The sequence below is a fragment of the Streptomyces sp. NPDC048361 genome (genome assembly GCF_040651795.1).
In the GTDB taxonomy this organism is placed as follows: Bacteria; Actinomycetota; Actinomycetes; order Streptomycetales; family Streptomycetaceae; genus Streptomyces.
This window is the reverse complement of the sequence record NZ_JBEZKW010000019.1, coordinates 49906-71287: the sequence shown is the minus strand read 5'-3', so window position 1 is coordinate 71287 and position 21382 is coordinate 49906. Positions and strand designations below refer to the sequence as shown.

The following is a 21382-nucleotide window of genomic DNA, read 5'->3' as shown; positions in this document are numbered from 1 at the left end:
CCCCATGCAGGCTCCGCAGACCGCACCCGACGCGCTCCCCTCGCTTGCCTCACGGCACGAGGGGTTTTTTGTTGCACTGGCACCCCTCAAGCACCACCGAAGTCTTGACCAAACCCCCGCAAAAACCCTCAGCTTCGAGAAGAGAATGCCGATGACCGAGCAGGCCACCGGGGCCCACCATCCGCAGCCGCGGCCCCGTAACGGCGGACACCAGTCCGCGACCGTCGAGCACGTCACGGGCGCGAAGTCCCTCATCCGTTCTCTCGAGGAGGTCGGGGCGGAGGTCGTGTTCGGCATCCCCGGCGGTGCCATCCTGCCGGCGTACGACCCGATGATGGACTCCACCCGGGTCCGCCACGTCCTGGTCCGCCACGAGCAGGGCGCGGGCCACGCGGCCACCGGTTACGCCCAGGCCACCGGCAAGGTCGGCGTGTGCATGGCGACCTCGGGTCCGGGCGCCACCAACCTGGTCACCCCGATCGCCGACGCGCACATGGACTCGGTGCCGCTGGTCGCGATCACCGGCCAGGTCTCCTCCAAGGCGATCGGCACGGACGCCTTCCAGGAGGCGGACATCGTCGGCATCACGATGCCGATCACCAAGCACAACTTCCTGGTCACCAAGGCCGAGGACATCCCGCGCACCATCGCCGAGGCCTTCCACATCGCCTCGACCGGCCGCCCGGGCCCCGTCCTGGTCGACATCGCCAAGGACGCCCTCCAGGCACAGACCACGTTCGCGTGGCCGCCGCAGACGGACCTGCCGGGCTACCGGCCGGTCACCAAGCCGCACGCCAAGCAGATCCGTGAGGCCGCCAAGCTGATCGTGGCGGCCAAGCGCCCGGTCCTGTACGTCGGCGGCGGCGTCCTGAAGGCCGGCGCGACCGCCGAGCTGAAGGTCCTCGCGGAGCTCACCGGAGCGCCCGTCACCACCACCCTGATGGCGCTCGGCGCCTTCCCCGACAGCCACCCGCTGCACGTGGGAATGCCCGGCATGCACGGTGCGGTCACCGCCGTCACCGCCCTGCAGAAGTCGGACCTGCTCATCGCGCTCGGCACCCGCTTCGACGACCGCGTCACCGGCAAGCTGGACAGCTTCGCACCATTCGCCAAGATCATCCACGCGGACATCGACCCGGCCGAGATCGGCAAGAACCGCGAGGTCGACGTCCCGATCGTGGGCGACGCCCGCGAGGTCATCGCCGACCTGGTCCAGGCCGTCCAGGCCGAGTACTCCGAGGGCCACAAGGGCGACTACACCGCCTGGTGGAAGGATCTCAACCGCTGGCGCGAGACGTACCCGCTGGGCTACGACGAGCCGAACGACGGCACGCTCTCCCCGCAGCGCGTCATCCAGCGCCTCGGCGAGCTGGCGGACGCGGACACCATCTACGCGGCCGGCGTCGGCCAGCACCAGATGTGGGCCGCGCACTTCGTCAACTACGAACTGCCCGCCACCTGGCTCAACTCCGGCGGCGCCGGAACCATGGGCTACGCGGTCCCCGCCGCCATGGGTGCCAAGGCCGGACAGCCGGACCGCATGGTCTGGGCGATCGACGGCGACGGCTGCTTCCAGATGACCAATCAGGAACTGACCACCTGCGCGCTCAACAACATCCCGATCAAGGTCGCCATCATCAACAACGGCGCCCTCGGGATGGTCCGCCAGTGGCAGACCCTGTTCTACAACCAGCGCTACTCCAACACGGTGCTGCACTCCGGCCCCGAGGACGGCATCGCCACCGAGGGCAAGCCCAGCGGCGGCACCCGCGTCCCGGACTTCGTCAAGCTGTCCGAGGCGATGGGCTGTTACGCGATCCGCTGTGAGCGCCCCGAGGACCTGGACAAGGCGATCCAGGAGGCCAACTCGATCAACGACCGCCCCGTCGTGATCGACTTCATCGTCCACGAGGACGCCCAGGTGTGGCCGATGGTCGCCGCCGGCACCTCCAACGACGAGGTCATGGCCGCCCGCGGAGTCCGTCCCGACTTCGGCGACAACGAAGACGACTGAGAGCTGTAGGAAGAGGTAAGAGGCTCATGTCCACCAAGCACACGCTCTCGGTCCTGGTCGAGAACACCCCCGGCATCCTGGCCAGGATCGCCGCGCTGTTCTCCCGCCGCGGCTTCAACATCGACTCGCTCGCGGTCGGTGTCACCGAACACCCCGACATCTCCCGCATCACCATCGTGGTCAGTGTCGAGGACCTGCCTCTGGAGCAGGTGACCAAACAGCTCAACAAGCTGGTCAACGTCCTGAAGATCGTCGAACTCGAGCCCAGCGCTGCGATCCAGCGCGAGCTCGTCCTGGTGAAGGTGCGTGCCGACAATGAAACGCGCTCCCAGATCGTCGAGATCGTCCAGCTGTTCCGCGCCAAGACCGTCGACGTCTCCCCGGAGGCCGTGACCATCGAGGCGACCGGCGGCGCGGACAAGCTGGAGGCGATGCTGAAGATGCTGGAGCAGTTCGGCATCAAGGAGCTCGTCCAGTCCGGCACGATCGCCATAGGGCGCGGCGCCCGGTCCATCACGGACCGCTCGCTGCGCGCCCTGGACCGCAGCGCCTGAGCCTCGCCGGGAGGGGCTCCGCCCCGCCCGTATCGCGAGACTCACCCGTTCCTTACTCACCCCCACCGATACGGTGGACGCAACACCAGCACACCAAGGAGATAACCCAGTGGCCGAGCTGTTCTACGACGACGATGCCGACCTGTCCATCATCCAGGGCCGCAAGGTCGCGGTGATCGGGTACGGCAGCCAGGGCCACGCCCACGCGCTGTCGCTCCGTGACTCGGGTGTCGACGTCCGCGTCGGTCTGCACGAGGGCTCCAAGTCCAAGGCGAAGGCCGAGGAGCAGGGCCTGCGCGTGGTCACGCCGTCCGAGGCCGCGGCCGAGGCCGACGTCATCATGATCCTGGTCCCGGACCCGCTCCAGGCCCAGGTCTACGAGGAGTCCATCAAGGACAACCTGAAGGACGGCGACGCGCTGTTCTTCGGCCACGGCCTGAACATCCGCTTCGGCTTCATCAAGCCCCCGGCCAACGTGACCGTCGCGATGGTCGCGCCCAAGGGCCCCGGCCACCTGGTGCGCCGCCAGTACGAAGAGGGCCGCGGCGTTCCGTGCATCGTGGCCGTCGAGCAGGACCCGCAGGGCAACGGTCTGGCGCTGGCGCTCTCGTACGCCAAGGGCATCGGCGGCACCCGCGCCGGCGCCATCAAGACGACCTTCACCGAGGAGACCGAGACCGACCTGTTCGGTGAGCAGGCCGTCCTCTGCGGTGGCACCGCGGCGCTGGTCAAGGCGGGCTTCGAGACGCTGACCGAGGCCGGCTACCAGCCGGAGATCGCGTACTTCGAGTGCCTCCACGAGCTGAAGCTCATCGTCGACCTCATGTACGAGGGCGGCCTGGAGAAGATGCGCTGGTCGATCTCGGAGACCGCCGAGTGGGGCGACTACGTCACCGGCCCCCGCATCATCACCGCCGACACCAAGGCCGAGATGAAGAAGGTCCTCGCCGAGATCCAGGACGGCACCTTCGCCAAGAACTGGATGGACGAGTACCACGGCGGTCTGAAGAAGTACAACGAGTACAAGACCCAGGACTCCGAGCACCTCCTGGAGACCACCGGCAAGGAGCTGCGCAAGCTCATGAGCTGGGTGCAGAACGACGAGGCGTAAGCCTCCTGTCAGCGGGGTCGGACACAGTGTCGGTGTCCGACCCCGCTGGTACGCACGGCCCTGGACACCGCGTCCAACCCCCATCGGGTGATCCTGCCTTCGCGGAGGAAAACCTTCGGGGGAGCGGCACTACACTGCTCAACAACACATACGCGTCAGGCCCACAGCGTCGTGCGTCTTCCACGCGGTACAGCGACCCCGAGGAATTGCACGCCTCGCATTCCCCGGCGCCGCTTCCCCTCCACCGCCTGCGGCCGTCGGGACGGCCGTCCGCAAAGGATTCAGTGAGGACCCACGTGAGCTCGAAACCTGTCGTACTCATCGCTGAAGAGCTGTCGCCCGCCACCGTCGACGCTCTCGGGCCGGACTTCGAGATCCGGCACTGCAACGGAGCCGACCGCGCGGAGCTGCTCCCCGCCATCGCCGATGTCGACGCGATCCTGATCCGCTCGGCCACCAAGGTCGACGCGGAGGCCGTCGCCGCCGCCCGCAAGCTGCGCGTCGTCGCCCGCGCCGGTGTCGGCCTCGACAACGTGGACGTGTCCGCCGCCACCAAGGCCGGCGTGATGGTCGTGAACGCCCCGACCTCCAACATCGTCACCGCCGCCGAGCTCGCCTGCGGCCTCCTCGTCGCCACCGCGCGCAACATTCCGCAGGCCAACGCCGCGCTGAAGAACGGCGAGTGGAAGCGGAGCAAGTACACCGGCGTCGAGCTGAGCGAGAAGACCCTCGGCGTCGTCGGCCTCGGCCGCATCGGCGTCCTGGTCGCGCAGCGCATGTCGGCCTTCGGCATGAAGATCGTCGCGTACGACCCCTATGTGCAGCCGGCCCGCGCCGCGCAGATGGGCGTCAAGCTCCTCTCCCTCGACGAGCTGCTCGAAGTCTCCGACTTCATCACCGTGCACCTGCCCAAGACCCCCGAGACGCTCGGCCTGATCGGCGACGACGCACTGCACAAGGTGCAGCCGCACGTGCGGATCGTGAACGCGGCGCGCGGCGGCATCGTCGACGAGGCCGCGCTGTACTCCGCCCTCAAGGAGGGCCGCGTCGCGGGCGCCGGTCTCGACGTGTACGCGAAGGAGCCCTGCACGGACTCCCCGCTCTTCGAGCTCGACCAGGTCGTCTGCACCCCGCACCTCGGCGCCTCCACCGACGAGGCCCAGGAGAAGGCCGGCATCGCCGTCGCCAAGTCCGTACGCCTCGCCCTCGCGGGCGAGTTGGTGCCCGACGCGGTCAACGTCCAGGGCGGCGTCATCGCCGAGGACGTCAAGCCGGGCCTGCCGCTCGCCGAGCGCCTCGGCCGCATCTTCACCGCCCTCGCCGGCGAGGTCGCGGTCCGCCTCGACGTCGAGGTGTACGGCGAGATCACCCAGCACGACGTCAAGGTGCTCGAACTGTCCGCGCTCAAGGGCGTGTTCGAGGACGTCGTCGACGAGACGGTCTCCTACGTCAACGCCCCGCTGTTCGCGCAGGAGCGCGGCGTCGAGGTCCGCCTGACCACGTCGAGCGAGTCGCCCAACCACCGCAACGTGGTGACCGTGCGCGGCACCCTCTCGGACGGCGAGGAGGTGTCGGTCTCCGGCACCCTGGCCGGCCCCAAGCACCTCCAGAAGGTCGTCGCGATCGGCGCGTTCGACGTGGACCTGGCGCTCGCCGACCACATGATCGTGCTCCGCTACGAGGACCGTCCGGGCATCGTCGGCACCGTGGGCCGCGTCCTCGGCGAGGCCGGGCTCAACATCGCGGGCATGCAGGTGGCGCGCGCCGAGGAGGGCGGCGAGGCGCTCGCCGTGCTGACCGTCGACGACACCATCCCGCAGAACGTGCTGGCCGAGGTCGCCGAGGAGATCGGCGCCAACTCGGCCCGCTCGGTGAACCTGACCGACTGACCGGCCGGCTGAGGTGACCTCAGCCTCCCCGCGCACCCGTACCCGGCCCGCAGAACCTCCGTAGACGCTTGTCTTAGACGGATGTCTGTATGCCGGGTACGCTGCTGTCATGGGACACCGTGAGGATCTGCTCGAAGGCGCCAAGCGCTGCCTGCTGGAGAAGGGCTACGCCCGCACCACCGCCCGCGACATCGTGGCCGAGTCCGGCACCAATCTGGCCTCCATCGGCTACCACTACGGCTCCAAGGAAGCGCTGCTCAATCTGGCGTTCCTGAAGCTGACCGAGGAGTGGGGCGACGCGGTCGCCGACAGCCGGGAGGCCGAGGCCGAGGCCGAGGACGGGGGCAGGGGCGAGAGCACGGACCTGCCGCCACTGGAACGCTTCGAGCGGGGCTGGTCCAAAGTCATCGACTCCTATGAGCGGAGCCGGCCCGTCTGGAAGCTCCAGATGGAAATCGTCTCCCGCATCGACAGCGACCCCGAGCTCCAAAAGGCCCTCGCCGGGCCTCAGTTGGAGGGGCGCAGGGGTCTCGCGGAGGGCTTCCTCGGCATCGACGAGGACGCGGACCCCGAGCGGGCCCGGCTCGCCGGCACCTTCTACCAGGCGCTGCTCGCCGGGGTGATGGTGCAGTGGATGGTCGACCCCGCCACCGCCCCCTCGGCGCGCGACCTCACCGAGGGGCTGAAGATCGTGATGGGCATCGACGGCGACGGCGACGGCGACGGGGCGCGGAGCGCGGGCTGAAGCGTGCCGGCCGCCGTCCCCAGGTCCCCGTCGTACGCCCGCCCCGTCCCTGTCGTACACCCGTCCGCCGCCGCGTTCAGGACTGCGCGGCCTCGGTGAACGCCGCGATCAGGTCGTGCGGTGTGGCGTCCCCGTTGTCGCGGCCCAGCTCCTCGCCCGCTTCGAGGACGGCTGCCCGGGCGCTGCGCGGGAACAGCACCCGCTCGTAGGCGGCGAGCGCGGTCTCGACGTCGCCGGGGAGCTCGACCAGCGCCCGGCCCAGCTCGGCCGCGTCGAGCATGGCGAGGTTGGCGCCCTCGCCGTTCGGGGCGGAGAGGTGCGCGGCGTCGCCGAGCAGGGTCACGCCGGGCACCCGGTCCCAGCGGTGGTCCGCCGGCAGGGCGTACAGCGGGCGCAGCACCGGCGGGAGGTCGCTGTCGGTGATCAGTGCGGTGAGCTCCGGGGCCCAGCCCTCGAATTCCCGCGCGATCCGTGCGGCGGCCGCGGCGCCGTCGCCGAAGTCGATGGAGTCGAACCAGGCGCGCGGCTCCTCGATCCCCACGTAGGCGTGCAGGGTCCCGCCCTTCTCGCGGTGGGCGAAGATCACCCTGTTCGGCATGGCCGCGATCATCGACCCGCCGCCGACGGCCCGGGCGGACGCGGGGTGCCGGGACTCGGCGTCGAAGAGATAGGTATCGACCACCGACTTGCCGATGTACTGGGGCGTGGCGGCGGAGAGCAGTGGCCGCACCCTCGACCACGCGCCGTCGGCGCCGACCAGCAGGCTCGTGACGACGGTGGCGCCGTCGTCGAAGGTGACCTCGTGCCGCCCGTCATCGAGGGTGCGGGTGCCGCGCACCTTGTGTCCCCAGCGCACGGTGCCGGCCGGCAGCGAGTCGAGCAGAAGCTGCCGCAGGTCGCCCCGCTGCACCTCGGGGCGGCCACCGGTGCCGTCGTCGGCCTTGTCGAACACGACGGTGCCGTCGGGGGCGAGCATCCGCATCGCCTGGCGCCCCTCCAGAACGAGTCCTTGGAAAGCGTCCAGCAACTCGGCTTCCTCCAGGGCGAGTTGGCCGTTGTAGTCGTGGATGTCGAGCATCCCGCCCTGTGCGCGCGAGGTCGGCGAGGGCTCGGCCTCGTAGACCGCGGACGGTATGCCGTGGACATGCAGGACGCGCGCGAGTGTGAGGCCGCCGAGCCCGGCGCCGATGATGGTGACGTCGGTGAGCATGGGACTTCCCCTGGGATCGAAGAGCGGCCGCGCCTCTGCGCCGGCCCCGACACCGATCAATCTCCCGGCGCCCACCGACAGACCACCTACAGCCCACCGACCGGCACCGACAGCCGGCGCCGGCAGTCGGCCGCGGGCTCCCTCGGAACGGCTCCGGCTCGGAGCCGTGCGGCCTTCAGAGCCGTGCCGCCTTGAGCGCCATGTGCAGCAGGAGCCGGGCCTCGCCCTGGTCGAGGTCGAGGCCGGTGAGGTGTTCCACGCGGGAGAGGCGGTAGTAGAGCGTTTGGCGGTGGATGCCGAGGGCGGCCGCCGCGCGGCCCGCCTGCCCGGCGCAGTCGAGGAACACCTCGGCGGTGTGGGCCAGTTCGGCGTGGGAGGAGGTCAACAGGGTGCGTACCGCGGGGTCGTGGTCGTGCGCGGCGGGCAGCGCCGTCAGCATGCGGTACGGGCCGATCGCCGCCCACTCGGCGACCGGGCCGAGCCGGGGCTCGGCAAGTGCCGCACGCGCGGCGGCCGTTGCCTCGCGGCGGGAGAGCGCCAGGTCGGCGAGGCCGCGGCGGGCCAGGGCCACCCCGGCCGCCGCGCCGGCCCCCGCGTCGCCGCGCAGCCGTTCCGCGGCGGTCCTCGCCGGGGCGAGCGCGTCCGGCGACCGCAGCCGCACCAGCGCCGCGAGCCATTGACCGCCGCCCGGCCCCGCGGGCTCGGGCGGCAGCGCGCACACCGCTGCGGCGCCCGCCACCGTACGGGCCGAAGGGGCGTCGGCGGCGGGCCAGGGCGCCACGCACACCAGCGCGTGCAGGCTCTCCGCGTCGGGGCCGAGCGCCGCCGTCAGGGCGGCCGTCGCCGCGTCGTGCTGCGGGCCGCGCTCCGCGGTGAGCGCCGCCCGGAACTCGCGCGAGAGGTCCGAGCCGGCCTGGGCCTCGTCGGCGAGGAGCACGCCGATCCGCGCGGCCACCTCCATCGCCGCTGCCAGCTTCTCCTCGCCGGGCCCCGGCTCGTCGTCGAGGAGCCAGACGTATCCGAGGGCGACGCCACGATGGCGTACCGGAAGGCAGATCCGGCCGCGCAGGACGCCCGCTTCGGGCGCGGCCGGGATACGGACCGGGCCGGTGGCGCGGGTGATGCCGAACCCCTCGAACCAGGCGCGGACGGCCGGCGTCGACTTCCTGGTCAGGATGGAGCGGGTGCGCACCGGGTCGAGCGTGAGCTCCCCGAAATCACTGTCCGAATCGTGCGCGCCGAAGGCGATCAGCCCGAAATCCCGGTTCTCCAGGGTGACCGCGCCGCCGAGCAGCGCCGAGATTTCATCGACCAGATCCTGGTAGTCGCTCTTCACGGAAGCCATTCTCACCCATCGCGCCCGCCGCTTCAGACATATGTATGAGATCCGGGCCACGGATGCGTGACAGCTGTCGATGGCCGAGGATCGTGGAGATCCCTAGGTTTCACGGTGGTTCTCCGTGCCGTCGCCGGTACGCCGGGAAAGGCGACCCCTCGTCCCTCCGGCCGGTCGCGGCCCCGTCTAGTTCTTTCCGTGGAGGTGCCCCGTGCTGGGTCCCGTGATCCTCGCCGCGTCGCGCAGCGACAAGATGCGCAAGCTCGTTTCGGCCGCCCCGGTGACCAAGCCCGTGGTGAACCGTTTCATCCCCGGCGAGAGCGTCGACCAGGTCGTCACCATCGTCGAGGAGATGGTCGGCAAGGGCCTGGAGCTCACCCTGGACGTGGTGGGCGAGGACATCACCACCCCCGCGCAGGCCGCCCACGCGCGCGACGCCTACCTGGAGCTCATCGAGCGGCTCAAGGAGCTCGGCCACGGCACCAAGGCCGAGATGTCCGTGAAGCTCTCCATGTTCGGTCAGGCGCTGGAGGGCGGCCACGAGCTGGCGCTCGCCAATGTGCGCCCGGTCGTCGAGGCCGCCGCCGCGATCGGCACCACGGTCACCCTGGACGCCGAGGACCACACCACCCTCGACTCGATGTTCGCGATCCATGAAGAGCTGCGGAAGGACTTCCCGCAGACCGGCTGCGTCATCCAGGCCTACCTCTTCCGCACCGAGGCCGACGCCCGGCGCCTTGCCGACGCCGGCAGCCGGGTGCGCATCGTGAAGGGCGCCTACAAGGAGCCCGCCGAGGTCGCGTACCAGGACAAGCGCGAGATCGACAAGGCGTACGTCCGCATCCTGCGGATCCTGATGGAGGGCGAGGGCTACCCGATGATCGGGTCCCACGACCCGCGTCTGATCGCCGTCGGTCAGGAGCTCGCGCGGCGCGCGGGGCGCAAACTGGACGAGTACGAGTTCCAGATGCTGTACGGGATCCGCGGCGAGGAGCACCTGCGGCTCGCCGCCGAGGGCCACCGGATGCGCGTCTACACGGCGTACGGCACCGACTGGTACGGATACTTCATGCGGCGCCTCGCGGAGAAGCCGGCCAACCTGCTGTTCTTCGTCCGCTCGATGATCACCAAGAACTAGTCGCCCCCCCCGCTTCCCCCACCACGGTTTTTCGGACAGGCCCCGCGCCTCCGTTCCCCCGAACACCCCTCACAAAGGAGTCAAGGAATCATGGACGCTGTGACCCAGGTCCCCGCCCCGGTCAACGAGCCGGTGCACGGCTACGCCCCTGGTTCCCAAGAGCGGGCCCGTCTGGAGGCCAAGCTCAAGGAGCTGGCCGAGAACCCCGTCGACCTGCCGATGACCATCAACGGTGAGAAGCGGATGGGCGGCGGTGAGCGCTTCGACGTCGTGCAGCCGCACAACCACAAGGCCGTCATCGGCACCTACGCCAACGCCACCGAGCAGGACGCCAAGGACGCGGTCGACGCCGCCCTCGCCGCGGCCCCGGCCTGGCGCGCGATGTCCTTCGACGACCGCGCCGCGATCATCCTGCGCGCCGCCGAGCTCCTTTCGGGCCCCTGGCGCGAGACGCTGGCCGCCTCCACCATGCTGGGCCAGTCCAAGACCGCGCAGCAGGCCGAGATCGACACCCCGTGCGAGCTCGTCGACTTCTGGCGCTTCAATGTCCACTACGCCCGCAACCTGCTCGCCGAGCAGCCCCCGGCGAACTCCGCGGGCGTGTGGAACCGCATGGACCACCGCCCGCTCGAAGGCTTCGTCTACGCGATCACGCCGTTCAACTTCACGGCCATCGCGGGCAACCTGCCGACCGCCCCGGCCCTGATGGGCAACGTCGTCGTGTGGAAGCCGTCCCCGACGCAGACCCACGCCGCCGTGCTGCTCATGCAGCTCCTGGAGGAGGCGGGCCTGCCCAAGGGTGTCATCAACCTCGTCACCGGTGACGGCCTCGCCGTCTCCGAGGTCGCCCTCAACCACCGCGACCTGGCGGGCATCCACTTCACGGGTTCCACCAAGACCTTCCAGCACCTGTGGAAGACGGTCGGCACCAACATCGAGAAGTACCGCACCTACCCGCGGCTGGTCGGCGAGACCGGCGGCAAGGACTTCGTCGTCGCGCACCCCAGCGCCGACCGCGCCGTCCTGAAGACCGCGCTGACCCGCGGCTCCTTCGAGTACCAGGGCCAGAAGTGCTCGGCGTCCTCGCGCGCCTACGTCCCGGCCTCGATCTGGAACGACGGCTTCAAGGAGGAGTTCGCGGCCGAGGTCGACGGCATCTCCATGGGTGACGTCACCGACCTGTCGAACTTCATCGGCGCCGTCATCGACGAGCGCTCCTTCGCCAAGAACAAGGCCGCGATCGACCGTGCGAAGGCCGACGCCTCCTGCACGATCGTCGCCGGCGGCGCCTACGACGACTCGGTCGGCTACTTCGTGCGCCCGACCGTCATCGAGTGCACCGACCCGGCCAACGAGGTCTTCACGACCGAGTACTTCGGCCCGATCCTGGCGATCCACGTCTACGACGACGCGAAGTACGACGCGATGCTGGAGCAGATGGAGTCGGCTTCCGACTACGCCCTGACCGGCGCCGTCATCTCCAACGACCGCGCGGCGGCCGCATACACCATGGACAAGCTCCGCTATGCGGCGGGCAACTTCTACATCAACGACAAGTCGACCGGCGCCGTCGTCGGCCAGCAGCCCTTCGGCGGCGGCCGCGCCTCCGGCACCAACGACAAGGCGGGCGCCCCGCAGAACCTGATGCGCTGGACGCTGACCCGCGCCATCAAGGAGACGCTGGTCCCGCCGACCGACTACGGCTACCCGCACATGGGCTGACGTCCGTAGCCGCACCGAAACCCCGCCCCCGTCCTTGGTCCCCCAACCGAGGACGGGGGCGGTTTCCTTTCCCGTACCGGGCGGGCGCTACGTGGGCCGCCTCCTGCACCCCACGACTTTTCGGGGCCTCGCGGAGCAGGCTTCAGATCTCGACCAGCACCTGATCGAGGGACTTGCGCACGAGGTCCGGCACCTCACAGTCGTCGGCCGGATAGCCGACCGGGATGACCGCGAACGCCTTCTCGTTCGTGGGGCGTCCGAGCACCTCGGACAAAAAGCGCATCGGGCTCGGCGTGTGCACGAGCGCGGCGAGACCGGACTGGTGCAGGGCCGAGAGCAGCATCCCCACGGCGATGCCGACCGACTCGTCGACGTAGTAGTGCTTGTGCTTGGTGCCGTCATCGGCCAGCCAGTAGCGCTGCTGGAAGACGACGAGCAGCACCGGGGCGTCGGTGAGGTGGGTCTTCACGGCGTCCGTGCCGATCGGCCGCAGCGCCGCGAGCCACTCCTCACCGAGCCGCCCGTCGTAGGAGATCTTCTCCTCCTCCTCGGCCGCCTCGCGGATCCTGCGGCGTACGTCCGCGTCCTTGACCAGGACGAACGTCCACGGCTGCTGGTGGGCGCCGGACGGCGCGGTCGCGGCGCACGCGATCGCGTCGCGGACGGCCCGCTCGGGCACCGGGTCGGGCGAGAAGCTGCGTACGGTCCGCCGCTCGTCCATGCGCTCGCGCAGCGCGGCGGCCCGCGCCAGGGTCTCGGCGGACGTCATCCGCGCCGGACGGTAGGGGACGGACCGGTACGGCTCTCCGTGTACGGGGGTCCAGTGCTGCTCGGTCGGTGTAGGCATGGAGCGAGTCTGCCGGGCCGAATGGTCCGGTCCAAGCCCCTTGGCGGGTAGGTGACTTGAAAGACCCGGGGCGTGTCCGCGGGGAGCGGGACGGGAGCCGCGCCGACCGGGCGGACGGGGCCTGGCCGCCCGTGCTGTGCCGGGCGGATACGGCCGGCTCGCCCCATGCTGTGAGGTCCCTGTGCGGCCACTACTATGCAGCTCTCACTCGGCACACATGCCCAGGTGAGTCGTTCCTTTGGGGGGAACCTTTCATGCGCACCAAGCTTCGTGCTGCCCTGGTGACGGCCGCCGCCGCACTGGGCCTCGTCGCGACCTCGGTCGTTCCGGCCCAGGCCGCGACCGGATTCGACCGCTGCCCTCAGGGCAAGCTCTGCGTCTTCGACGGCGCCGACGGGCAGGGCGCGATGGCGTCGTACACGACGTCGCAGCGAGACTTCGGATCGTGGCGCTTCAAGGCGTCCTCGGTCATCAACCGCTCCAGCGCCGCCAGTCTCTGCCTCTACAGCCGGACCAACTACGAGTACCTGGACTCCGTCCACGACGTCCAGGCCAGCGGCACCGGAGCCTACGGCGTCAATCTGTCCGACTTCGCGGACAAGAACAGCCACCTGGACAACAACCTCGGCTCAGCCCGCTTGGCGCACACCATGCGGGAGTGTCAGGGCGGCAACGAGTACCCGGACTGGTCGGGTCAGTACGGGAACGGCCCGGGCCCGGCGCAGACGTTCGGGGACCTCGACCGCGACGGGACACCGGACCTGCTGGGCCGCAGCTGGGCGGGCCGGCTGTGGTTTCTGCCGGGTGACTGCACCGGGTCCCTCATCGGGGCCGGCTGGAACTCCATGACCGCGCTGACCCGGCACGGCGACCTCAACGGCGACGGCAACGAGGACCTGCTGGCCCGCGACACCGCCGGATCGCTCTACATGTACCCGGGCAACGGCCGGGGCCGGTTCGGTACGCGGCTGCTCATCGGTGGCGGCTGGAACACCATGAGCGCGATCCAGGCCGCGGGCGATCTCAACGGCGACGGCAAGGGCGACCTGCTGGCCCGCGACACCTCGGGGCAGCTCTGGATGTACCCGGGCAACGGCCGGGGCTGGTTCGGCAAGCGGCTGCTCATCGGCGGCGGCTGGAACGTCATGAAGGCCTTCGCCGGGCCGGGCGACCTGAACGGCGACGGCAAGAACGACCTCGTGGTCAGCGACACCGCGGGCAAGCTGTGGCTCTACCCCGGCAACGGCCGGGGCCGGTTCGGCAGCCGCGTCATGATCGGTACGGGTGGCTGGGGCGCGTTCGGCACGCTGCTCGGCATCGGCGACTGGGACCGGGACGGCCACCCCGACCTGCTCGCCAGTGGCAGCGGCGAGTCCGTCCTCTACCGCGGCCTCACCGGCGGCCGTCTCGCCGCGGGCGAGCTCAGTGCCTACCTCGAGGACAGCGACCGGCTGTTCTGACCGTAGGGGGCGGGCGGCCCCGGCACCCGCGGGGCCGCCGGCCCTACGCCCGCCGCGCCCCCACGATCGGCCCGGCCGCCGGCCCTGCGCCCACGCCCCCACGATCGGCCCGGCCCGCCCGGCCTACGCCCAAGCCCCCACGATCAGCCCGAGCCCCACGCCGAAGCCCGCGCCCAGCAGGGCCAGGTACACCCCGTACCAGCGCCTCCACCGCCGTGCCATGAGCGCCGCCCCGGCGACGGCCACGCCGACCGTCAGGGTGCGGGTGCCGCGGGCGAGGGCGGCTTCGCGGAGCCAGGGGGCCGTGGGGATTCCCGCGTGGCCCGCCTCCGCCGCGTACACCTTGAAGGGGATGCCGTCCCACGGCTGGTGGCGGACGGCCCGCGCGCCCTCGGCGGAGAGCTCGTGGCGGACCTCCGTACGCATCCGGTCCGTGGTCAGCGGCGCGGGCAAGTGGGCGCCGAACAGCGCGAGTTGGAGCGCCAGTACGCTGCCGGCCAGGCTGCCCGCCAGGGCGGTGAGGGAGAGCCGGACGGCTCGGTGCGGCGCCGCGGCGCACAGGGTCGCCAGCAAAAGCTCCGGCATCAGCGGCCAGCTCAGGGCCTCCGCGAACGCCCAGGCGAAGGCCAGGAGGAGGCCGGCCCGTGAGGCCGCGAGGGCCGCGACCCGACGGCGCAGGGGCGAGTCGCGCAGCGCCTCCGCGTTGGTGCGGGCGTGCAGCGCCGCCACCGCGACGCGGGCCTCCTCCGGTGTGGCCGACGGCGGCAGCGGCGCGCCGATGCGGACCCGGATCAGAGCGGACCGGAACCGGCCGTGCTTGGGCAGCAGCCGGTCCGTACCCGCGATGCCCACCGGCACCACCGGCACCCCGGCGTGTGCCGCCAGGACCAGCGCGCCCCGGTGGAAGGAGCCGACCTCGCCGTCGCGGCCCCGGGTGCCCTCGGGGAAGAGGACCACCGCCCGGCCGGCCCGCAGCCCGTCCGCCATGGCGAGCAGGTCCTCCATGCCGCCGCCCGAGCGCCGTACCGGGAAACCCGCGGCCAGCCGGCTGCAGATGCGGCGCCGCCACGGCGAGGCGAACCAGTAGTCGGCGGCCGCGCCGATCGCCGGAGTGTGCCGGGCGTCGAGCGCGGCGAGCAGGGCCGCGGTGTCGGCGTGCGAGGAGTGGTTGGCCACGACCACACAGCCGCCGCGCGGCAGATGCCCCCGGCGCTCCACGCCGCCGGACAGGGTCAGTGCGGACCACCACAGGGCGCGCCGCCCCAGTGCGGCAAGCCGTGACCGGATGCGGGTGCCGGTGCGGTCCGGGGAGGTCAGGGTCGTCGTCATCGGGTCACCGCCATCGCGAGCAGCAGGGCCAGGAGCAGGGAGTCGATACGGTCGAGCAGGCCGCCGAAGCCGGGCAGCCAGCTGCCCGCGTCCTTCACCCCGGCCTCCCGCTTCACCATGGATTCGAGGAGATCGCCGAGGACGCAGCCGAGGGCCACCGCCGCCCACAGGTGCCACGACCACGCCCCAACGGCCAGGAGAACAAGGCCCGTTGTGAGCGCCGTGCCGAGGACACCGGCCCAGGTCTTGTTCGGGGAGAGTGGCGAGAGGGGGCGGGCAAGGGCGCCCCGGCGGCCCAGGAACGTACCGCCGCACCACGCGCCCACATCGCCGAGCGCCACCGCGATGCCCACCGCGGCCGCCGTCTGGCCGAGCGTGACCAGCGCGGTCAGCGGAACGGCGATCCACAGCAGCGCGAAGACGGTGCGGGCGGCGTCGGTGAAGCCGTGGGCCGGGTCGCCGCGCAGCAGCGCGGGCAGCGCCGCGGCCGGCAACAGCAGGCCCATCGTGCGCAGGTCAAGCGTCGAGGGCGCCGTCCAGGCCAGCGTGGGAAGCGCCACCGCGGCCGCCGTCAGCACCGCGGCCTCCGCGCGGCGCAGACCCGTCATCCGTCCGTACTCCGCCATCGCGATCAAGCCGAGCGTGACCGCAAGGGCGCACGCACCGCCGCCGCCGAAGAACAGCGCGCCGAGATAGACCGGCGCGGCCAGCGCCCAAGTCCGCCACCGCCTGCGCACCTCGGCCCGCACCCGGACCCGCGCCGGCAGCGCGGCCACCGCAAGACCGCTCACACCGAGCACCGCGACGCCCACCAGGACCGTACGACCGTACGTACTCATGCCGCCAACTCCCGCCACAGCCAGGCGAACCGCACCCCGGCCGTCACGAGCGAACCGAGCGAGACGATCAGCAGAACCGGGACGGCCCAGCCCGACGCGGCCGCCACGACCACCAGGAGACAGCGCTCGGTCTTGCCGAGGGGGCCGCCGTTGCGGCGCGGCGCGCCGGCCGCCGCGCCCGCGAGCGCGATCCACGACGGCAGGGTCGCGGTGAGCGCCGCGATGGCGACCAGCCAGAGCGGGGCCGGCGGAACGAACCCCGCGAACATCACCAAGTCGGCCGCCCGGTCGCCGAGTTCGTTGAGAAGTGCGCCACGGCGCGTGGTGCGCCCGGTGTCACGGGCCAGCGCTCCGTCCAGGTTGGCGAAGGCCAGGCGAGCCGCGAGGAGCACCGCGACCGGCAGGGCGGCGAGTGGTGCGGGCAACAGGGCGAGCGCCGCGGCCGCCCCCGCGGCGGACACCACGCCCGCCGCGGTCAGGGTGTCGGGCGACACCCCGCGCCGGGCGAGCGCCCCGCGGATGCCGGAGAGCCGGTCCGCGTACCAGGGCTTGAGTGCGTAGAGGCCGTTCATGGGCTCCACTGTGCTGGCGCGGGGTCGGCGCCACATGAGTGCCCGTACTCAGAAGCAGCTCGGCACCGGCTCGCGAACGCATCGGCATCAGCACCCAGACGGCACCCAGACGGCCCCCGGGCGGTCGCCCGGCTTCAGCCGCTGACCGACACCGCGCCCGTCTCGATGTGGCCGGTGTAGCGGCGCGACCAGGTGGTGTCGCAGTCGGCCGTGACGGTGAAGTCGTACCAGCCGTTCGTGAGGGCCACCGCGTTGAAGAAGTCCTCGGTGGAGCCGGCCGCCGGGACGGTGTACGTCCAGGTGCCGGTCCGGTACTGGTTCGAGGTGATGGTGAACTTTACTGCCGCGGCCGAGGAGTTGGTCATCTTGAACCAGACCGCCATCTTGCCCGTGCCGGACTCGACGGCGTAGCGCGCCGCCACCTCGACGGACTTGCCCGGCTTGGTGGCGTCGCCGACGAAGCGGCGCAGGAAGCGGTTGGGGCCCACCATGGTGAAGTCGTACTTGCCCGCGCCCGCACCGGTGCCGATCTGGAAGAAGTCCGTTGCCGTGCCGCCCGCGTCGACGGTGTACTGCCAGGGCGTGGTGTCGCGGTAGGCGTTGGGGTGGATGGAGAAGTGCGCGGCGCTGGTCGCGGGGGAGCCCACGTTGGCCATGCCGAACCAGGCGAGGATCTGCCCGCCCGTCTTGAACTCGAACCGGTCGAGGTTGCCGCCCGGCTGGTAGGGCAGCGCACGGGCCGGGCGGGTGCCGGACTCCTGCGTGGGCAGCGCGTTGTTCTGCGGCGCCGGGTTGGGCAGCGGACCACAGGTGCCGATACCGATCACCTTCGTGGCGGGAAGCCCGGACGGCATGCCGTACACGGGGGACGCGAAGTCGAAGACCCCGGTCAGGTCGCCGGTGACCTTGCGGCGCCAGGTGCTGATGTTGGGGCAGGACGCCGGGGTGCCGAGCGCCGTGGTCCACGTCTCCATGAAGCGCAGGACCGACGTGTGGTCGAAGACCTCCGACGACACCCAACCACCGCGCGTCCAGGGCGACATGACCAGCATCGGCACGCGGAAACCGAGGCCGTACGGTATCCCGTTGAGGAACTCGGCCGCGGTCCCGGCGGGCGGTGACGGCGGGGGGACATGGTCGAAGAAGCCGTCGTTCTCGTCGTAGTTGAGGAACAGGACCGTCGAGTCGAAGACGTCGGGGGCGGCGGCCAGCGCGCGGTAGACCAGGTCGACGAAGTGGGCGCCGTCGCCGGGCGGGGCGTAGGGGTGCTCGGAGAACGCCTGGTTGGCGACGACCCAGGACACCTGGGGGAGCTTGCCCGCGAGCGCGTCGGCCTTGATCGCGGCGGCGATGTCGTCCGGGGTGGAGCCGCTGACCGGCGGGACCGAGCCCATGCCGCGGTCGTGCAGCGGGTCGCCCGCAGGCGCGGAGGTGAATTGTTTGAAGTACGCGAGCCCGTTGTCGCCGTAGTTGTCGTTGGCGTTCTGGTACACCTTCCAGCTGACCCCGGCGCGCTGGAGCGCCTCGGCGTACGTCTGCCAGGTCAGGCCCGACTCGTCGCCGCCGTCGTTGCTGGTGGCGTCGACCTTGCCGCTCCACAGGAAGGTGCGGTTGGGGCCGGTGGCGCTGAGCGTGGAGCTGAAGTAGGCGTCGCAGATGGTGTAGTTGTCGGCGAGTGCGTAGTGGAACGGGATGTCGCCGCGTTCGAGGTAGCCCAGCGAGCGGACGTTGCCGACACCGGAGACCCAGCTGTCCATGCGGCCCTTGTTCCACGCCGCGTGCTGCGAGGTCCAGCTGTGCGGCAGGTCGCCGTTGCACTGGGCGAGCGTCTCGCCGTCGGCGCCGCCCGCGCCCGGTGTCGAGCTGAGCTTCCACGGGTACTGGCGGCCGAGACCGTTGGGCTGGTTGAAGACGGGCTGTCCGCCCGGGAGCAGGATGCCGCTCTTGTCGCCGAAGCCCCGGACGCCCTTGAGCCGGCCGAAGTAGTGGTCGAAGCTGCGGTTCTCCTGCATGAGGATCACCACGTGCTTGACGTCCTTGATGGTGCCGGTGGCCGAGGCGGCCGCCGTGCTCGTGACCGCCGAACCGACGGCCTGGGCCGCCGCCGATGGCAGCACGGCGCCGGCTGCCATGCCCGCGCCGAGTGCCACGAATCCTCTACGACTGATCGGTGTCATCCGCCCGCCTCTTCGCATCCCCTGTGCCCCTGTGCCCCTGCGGCACATCGAGCGCAAGAGTGGCGCCGGGCAATGGTCTGGAGCTAGACCTCTACAGGGATGGATTTATGAACTCTCGGTCAACGACTGGCTTTCTTAAGGTCCGATGAGAGCCGTGATGACAGAGCCGGGGCGTGAGGTGGCGGTGGCGCGGGTGGGGCGGGAGCTCCGCCGAGATCGCGGGGTGGGGCGGGAGCTCCGCCGAGATCGCGGGGTGGGGCGGGAGCTCCGCCGAGATCGCGGGGTGGGGCGGGGAGCTCGGCCGTGATCTTCGCGAAGGCGTCCGGCGGTCAAGCGCTGTCGGCACCTTGGGCGAGGTCCCGCTTCACTCCGTACCAGCCGAGCAGCGCCCCACCGGCGGCGCCGACAAGCAGACCGAAGCGGACGGCGGGCCGGTCGAGTTCGATCACGTCGAAGCCCAGGACGAGCGCGAGCAGGACCACGGACACCGCGAACACGGCGAGCAGAGAACGGTACTTGGCGCTGAAGAAGACGTGCCGGGCGGGGGCGGCGGGGGTCGTGGTGAGGCCGGCCGCCGGGCCCGCATCTGCGGCGAGCGGGCGCTTGAGGTACGTCAGGTGGAGCCAGCGCCCGCACACCTCCCAGCCGTCCGGCTCAAGTTCGGCCAGGAGCGCATCGCGTTCCTTCGCGCCGTGCGAGGTCTCGCGGCGGTACTCCCACCGCAGCGCGTCCCGCGACGGGCGGTGGCACACGAAGCGGCCGAGGAAGTCGATCGTCTCGACCTCCCAGCCCTCGGCCCCGTACCGGTTCAGAAGCAGGCGGTCGGTGTAGATGTCGCTGGTCCACTTCCAGGTCTCGGCGCCGGCCTCCGGCCGCTCGCCGTCGTGGCCCCGGGTGAGCCGCTCCGCGAAGGTCTCCGGGGCGCCGAACTCCTCGCGGGCGTCGGGCGATCCGGACTCCGCGAGATAGCCGGTGAGGTCGGCGACGGTCGCCGCCACGTCGTGGTCCGGCATGCCGCGGTCCGCGAGCAGCCGGCTCAGTTCCGTGAAGTATTCGGTGGTCACGCCGGTCCCCCTGGAAGTGTGCTGGTGAGCATGGTCGTGACCGTGGCGTGGAACTCCCGCCAGGCGGTGCCCTGTTCGGCCAGCGCACGGCGTCCGTCGTCGGTCAGCCGGTAGTAGCGGCGCCCCGGCCCGCGCTCGGCGGCCCGGAACTCGCCGACCGTGAGGCCGGCCTCCTCCAGGCGGTTGAGCACGGGATAGAGCGTGCCGCCCTTGATCTCGCCCAGCCCCGCGGCGGTGAGCGCCTTGGAGATCTCGTACCCATAGCTCTCGCCCTGGGTGAGACAGGACAGGACGAGGAGGTCGAGGACGCCCTTGAGCCAGCTGGATCTGCGGTCTGCGGCCATGGGTGTATTCCAGCACCACCTAGGTAGGAACGCAAGCTAGATGGTGGTGTCGTCCGAGGTGCCCGGCCCGAGCTCCGTCACGATCTCCGCGAGCATGCCCCGCAGCCACCGGTGGGCCGGGTCCGCGTCGACGCGGAGGTGCCAGGCCTGGACGAACGGGTTGGACGGCAGGTCGAGCGGGATGGGCAGGACCGCGAGGGGCATCGCGCGGGCCGCCTCCAGGGCGTACGGGCGCGGCACCAACGCGAGGGCGTCCGAGTGGAGCGCGAAGAAGCAGGCGGCCGTGTACGTCGGTGCGGTGGCCAGCACGTCGCGGGTCAGGCCGAGTTCGGCCAGGCGTTCGTCGACGACGCTGCGCACGCGGCCACGCCGGGTGACCGTGATGTGGGGGAGCGCGGCGAATCGCTCCGGGGTGAGGCGTTCGTTCGCGTACGGGCCGTCGGCGCGCGCCACCGCCACATAGCCGTACGCGCCGAGCGGCTCGCTGCGGATGTCGTGCGGCAGCTCGCCCATCTGCCCCACGTCCAGGTCGATCAGATCCCGCAGATCGGCCGGGTTCTCGTCGCCCTCGGGCAGCATCCGCAGCCGCACCCGGGGCGCCTCGCGCAGCACCCGTTCGGTCAGCGCCGAGCCGAAGACGACGGCCACACCGTCATTGGACCGGATCGTGAACTCCCGTTCCAGCGCGGCGAGTTCGAGCTCAGGGGGCGGGCGCAGCGCGGCCAGGGCCGAGGCCAGGGCCGCCTCCACGCGCGGCTGGAGTTCGCGGGCGCGCGGCGTCAGGACGAGGCCGCGCCCCGACGGCACGAGCAGCTCGTCGCCGACGACCCGGCGCAGCCGGCCCAGGGTCCGGCTCATGGCGGACGGTGAGATGCGCATCTCGGCGGCGGCCCCGGCCACACCGCCCGCCCGCAGCAGGGCGTCGAGCGCGGGCAGCAGATTCATGTCGGGCAGCTGGTGCATGGCGCCAGTATGAATGAGGGCTGCATGCGGTGCACGCCTCGGCTGACAAGTCGGACCTTGTGTGCAGC

At 71.3% G+C, this 21382-nt stretch carries 18 protein-coding genes; 8 read left to right on the top strand and 10 right to left on the bottom strand.

From position 1 onward, the window contains the following. The first annotated feature begins 145 nt into the window (after positions 1–145). The 5 genes from AB0D31_RS13935 to AB0D31_RS13915 all read left to right on the top strand — a co-directional run bounded on the left by AB0D31_RS13935 (position 146) and on the right by AB0D31_RS13915 (position 6313). Positions 146–2014, top strand: a complete 1869-nt coding sequence (locus AB0D31_RS13935; RefSeq protein ID WP_362721566.1) for an acetolactate synthase large subunit — start codon at positions 146–148, stop codon at positions 2012–2014. Positions 2015–2040: 26 nt separating this feature from the next. Continuing rightward, the gene (gene ilvN / locus AB0D31_RS13930; RefSeq protein WP_100577584.1) at positions 2041–2568 is read left to right on the top strand and encodes an acetolactate synthase small subunit; all 528 of its coding nucleotides are present in this window, start codon (positions 2041–2043) and stop codon (positions 2566–2568) included. A 109-nt stretch (positions 2569–2677) separates the two neighbouring features. Then, a complete protein-coding gene (gene ilvC, locus AB0D31_RS13925; protein WP_362721563.1) occupies positions 2678–3679 on the top strand; it encodes a ketol-acid reductoisomerase in 1002 nt (333 codons plus the stop codon). Between the two features lie 296 nt (positions 3680–3975). Further along, the gene (serA, locus tag AB0D31_RS13920) at positions 3976–5568 is read left to right on the top strand and encodes a phosphoglycerate dehydrogenase (RefSeq protein WP_362721561.1); all 1593 of its coding nucleotides are present in this window, start codon (positions 3976–3978) and stop codon (positions 5566–5568) included. 109 nt (positions 5569–5677) lie between these two features. Beyond that, complete coding sequence (locus AB0D31_RS13915) at positions 5678–6313, top strand: TetR/AcrR family transcriptional regulator (protein ID WP_362721558.1); 636 nt, start codon at positions 5678–5680, stop codon at positions 6311–6313. Positions 6314–6389: 76 nt separating this feature from the next. Here AB0D31_RS13915 and AB0D31_RS13910 read toward each other — a convergent pair whose 3' ends face one another. After that, the gene (locus AB0D31_RS13910) at positions 6390–7523 is read right to left on the bottom strand and encodes an NAD(P)/FAD-dependent oxidoreductase (RefSeq protein ID WP_362721551.1); all 1134 of its coding nucleotides are present in this window, start codon (positions 7521–7523) and stop codon (positions 6390–6392) included. A 175-nt stretch (positions 7524–7698) separates the two neighbouring features. Next, entirely contained in the window at positions 7699–8859 is a 1161-nt protein-coding gene (locus AB0D31_RS13905) for a helix-turn-helix domain-containing protein (RefSeq protein ID WP_362721548.1), read from the bottom strand. A 211-nt stretch (positions 8860–9070) separates the two neighbouring features. On the opposite strand from AB0D31_RS13905, the gene AB0D31_RS13900 reads away from it, so the two are divergent. Further along, on the top strand, positions 9071–9997 hold the full coding sequence (locus AB0D31_RS13900) for a proline dehydrogenase family protein (protein ID WP_362721545.1): 927 nt from the start codon (positions 9071–9073) through the stop codon (positions 9995–9997). Between the two features lie 90 nt (positions 9998–10087). After that, positions 10088–11719, top strand: coding sequence for an L-glutamate gamma-semialdehyde dehydrogenase (gene pruA, locus AB0D31_RS13895; RefSeq protein WP_362721542.1), 1632 nt, complete (start codon positions 10088–10090; stop codon positions 11717–11719). 142 nt (positions 11720–11861) lie between these two features. Here the strand turns inward: pruA and AB0D31_RS13890 are convergent, their stop codons facing one another. Beyond that, positions 11862–12566 carry a nitroreductase family protein gene (locus tag AB0D31_RS13890; protein WP_362721539.1) on the bottom strand — a complete coding sequence of 235 codons (705 nt, stop codon included), beginning with the start codon at positions 12564–12566 and terminating at the stop codon, positions 11862–11864. Between the two features lie 254 nt (positions 12567–12820). Here AB0D31_RS13890 and AB0D31_RS13885 point away from each other — a divergent pair, with 254 nt between their 5' ends. Then, positions 12821–14026 (top strand): FG-GAP-like repeat-containing protein, encoded by a 1206-nt coding sequence (locus AB0D31_RS13885; RefSeq protein ID WP_362721536.1) that lies wholly within the window; start codon positions 12821–12823, stop codon positions 14024–14026. A 123-nt stretch (positions 14027–14149) separates the two neighbouring features. On the opposite strand, the gene AB0D31_RS13880 is transcribed toward AB0D31_RS13885, so the two are convergent. The 7 genes from AB0D31_RS13880 to AB0D31_RS13850 all read right to left on the bottom strand — a co-directional run bounded on the left by AB0D31_RS13880 (position 14150) and on the right by AB0D31_RS13850 (position 21314). Further along, entirely contained in the window at positions 14150–15355 is a 1206-nt protein-coding gene (locus AB0D31_RS13880; RefSeq protein WP_362721533.1) for a lysophospholipid acyltransferase family protein, read from the bottom strand. Then, a complete protein-coding gene (locus AB0D31_RS13875; RefSeq protein ID WP_362721530.1) occupies positions 15352–16194 on the bottom strand; it encodes a phosphatidate cytidylyltransferase in 843 nt (280 codons plus the stop codon). The genes AB0D31_RS13880 and AB0D31_RS13875 overlap by 4 nt, the downstream gene beginning before the upstream one ends. Beyond that, a complete protein-coding gene (locus AB0D31_RS13870) occupies positions 16191–16766 on the bottom strand; it encodes a CDP-alcohol phosphatidyltransferase family protein (protein ID WP_362721528.1) in 576 nt (191 codons plus the stop codon). Before AB0D31_RS13870 ends, AB0D31_RS13875 begins: the two co-directional genes overlap by 4 nt. Before the next feature lie 134 nt (positions 16767–16900). Next, positions 16901–18943, bottom strand: a complete 2043-nt coding sequence (locus AB0D31_RS13865; protein WP_362721526.1) for a phosphocholine-specific phospholipase C — start codon at positions 18941–18943, stop codon at positions 16901–16903. 329 nt (positions 18944–19272) lie between these two features. Continuing rightward, positions 19273–20007: a hypothetical protein gene (locus AB0D31_RS13860; protein ID WP_362721523.1), complete on the bottom strand. Its 735-nt coding sequence runs from the start codon at positions 20005–20007 to the stop codon at positions 19273–19275. Beyond that, the gene (locus tag AB0D31_RS13855) at positions 20004–20351 is read right to left on the bottom strand and encodes a PadR family transcriptional regulator (RefSeq protein WP_362721521.1); all 348 of its coding nucleotides are present in this window, start codon (positions 20349–20351) and stop codon (positions 20004–20006) included. Before AB0D31_RS13855 ends, AB0D31_RS13860 begins: the two co-directional genes overlap by 4 nt. 36 nt (positions 20352–20387) lie before the next feature. Beyond that, positions 20388–21314, bottom strand: a complete 927-nt coding sequence (locus AB0D31_RS13850) for a LysR family transcriptional regulator (protein ID WP_362721519.1) — start codon at positions 21312–21314, stop codon at positions 20388–20390. Between the last annotated feature and the right edge of the window lie 68 nt (positions 21315–21382).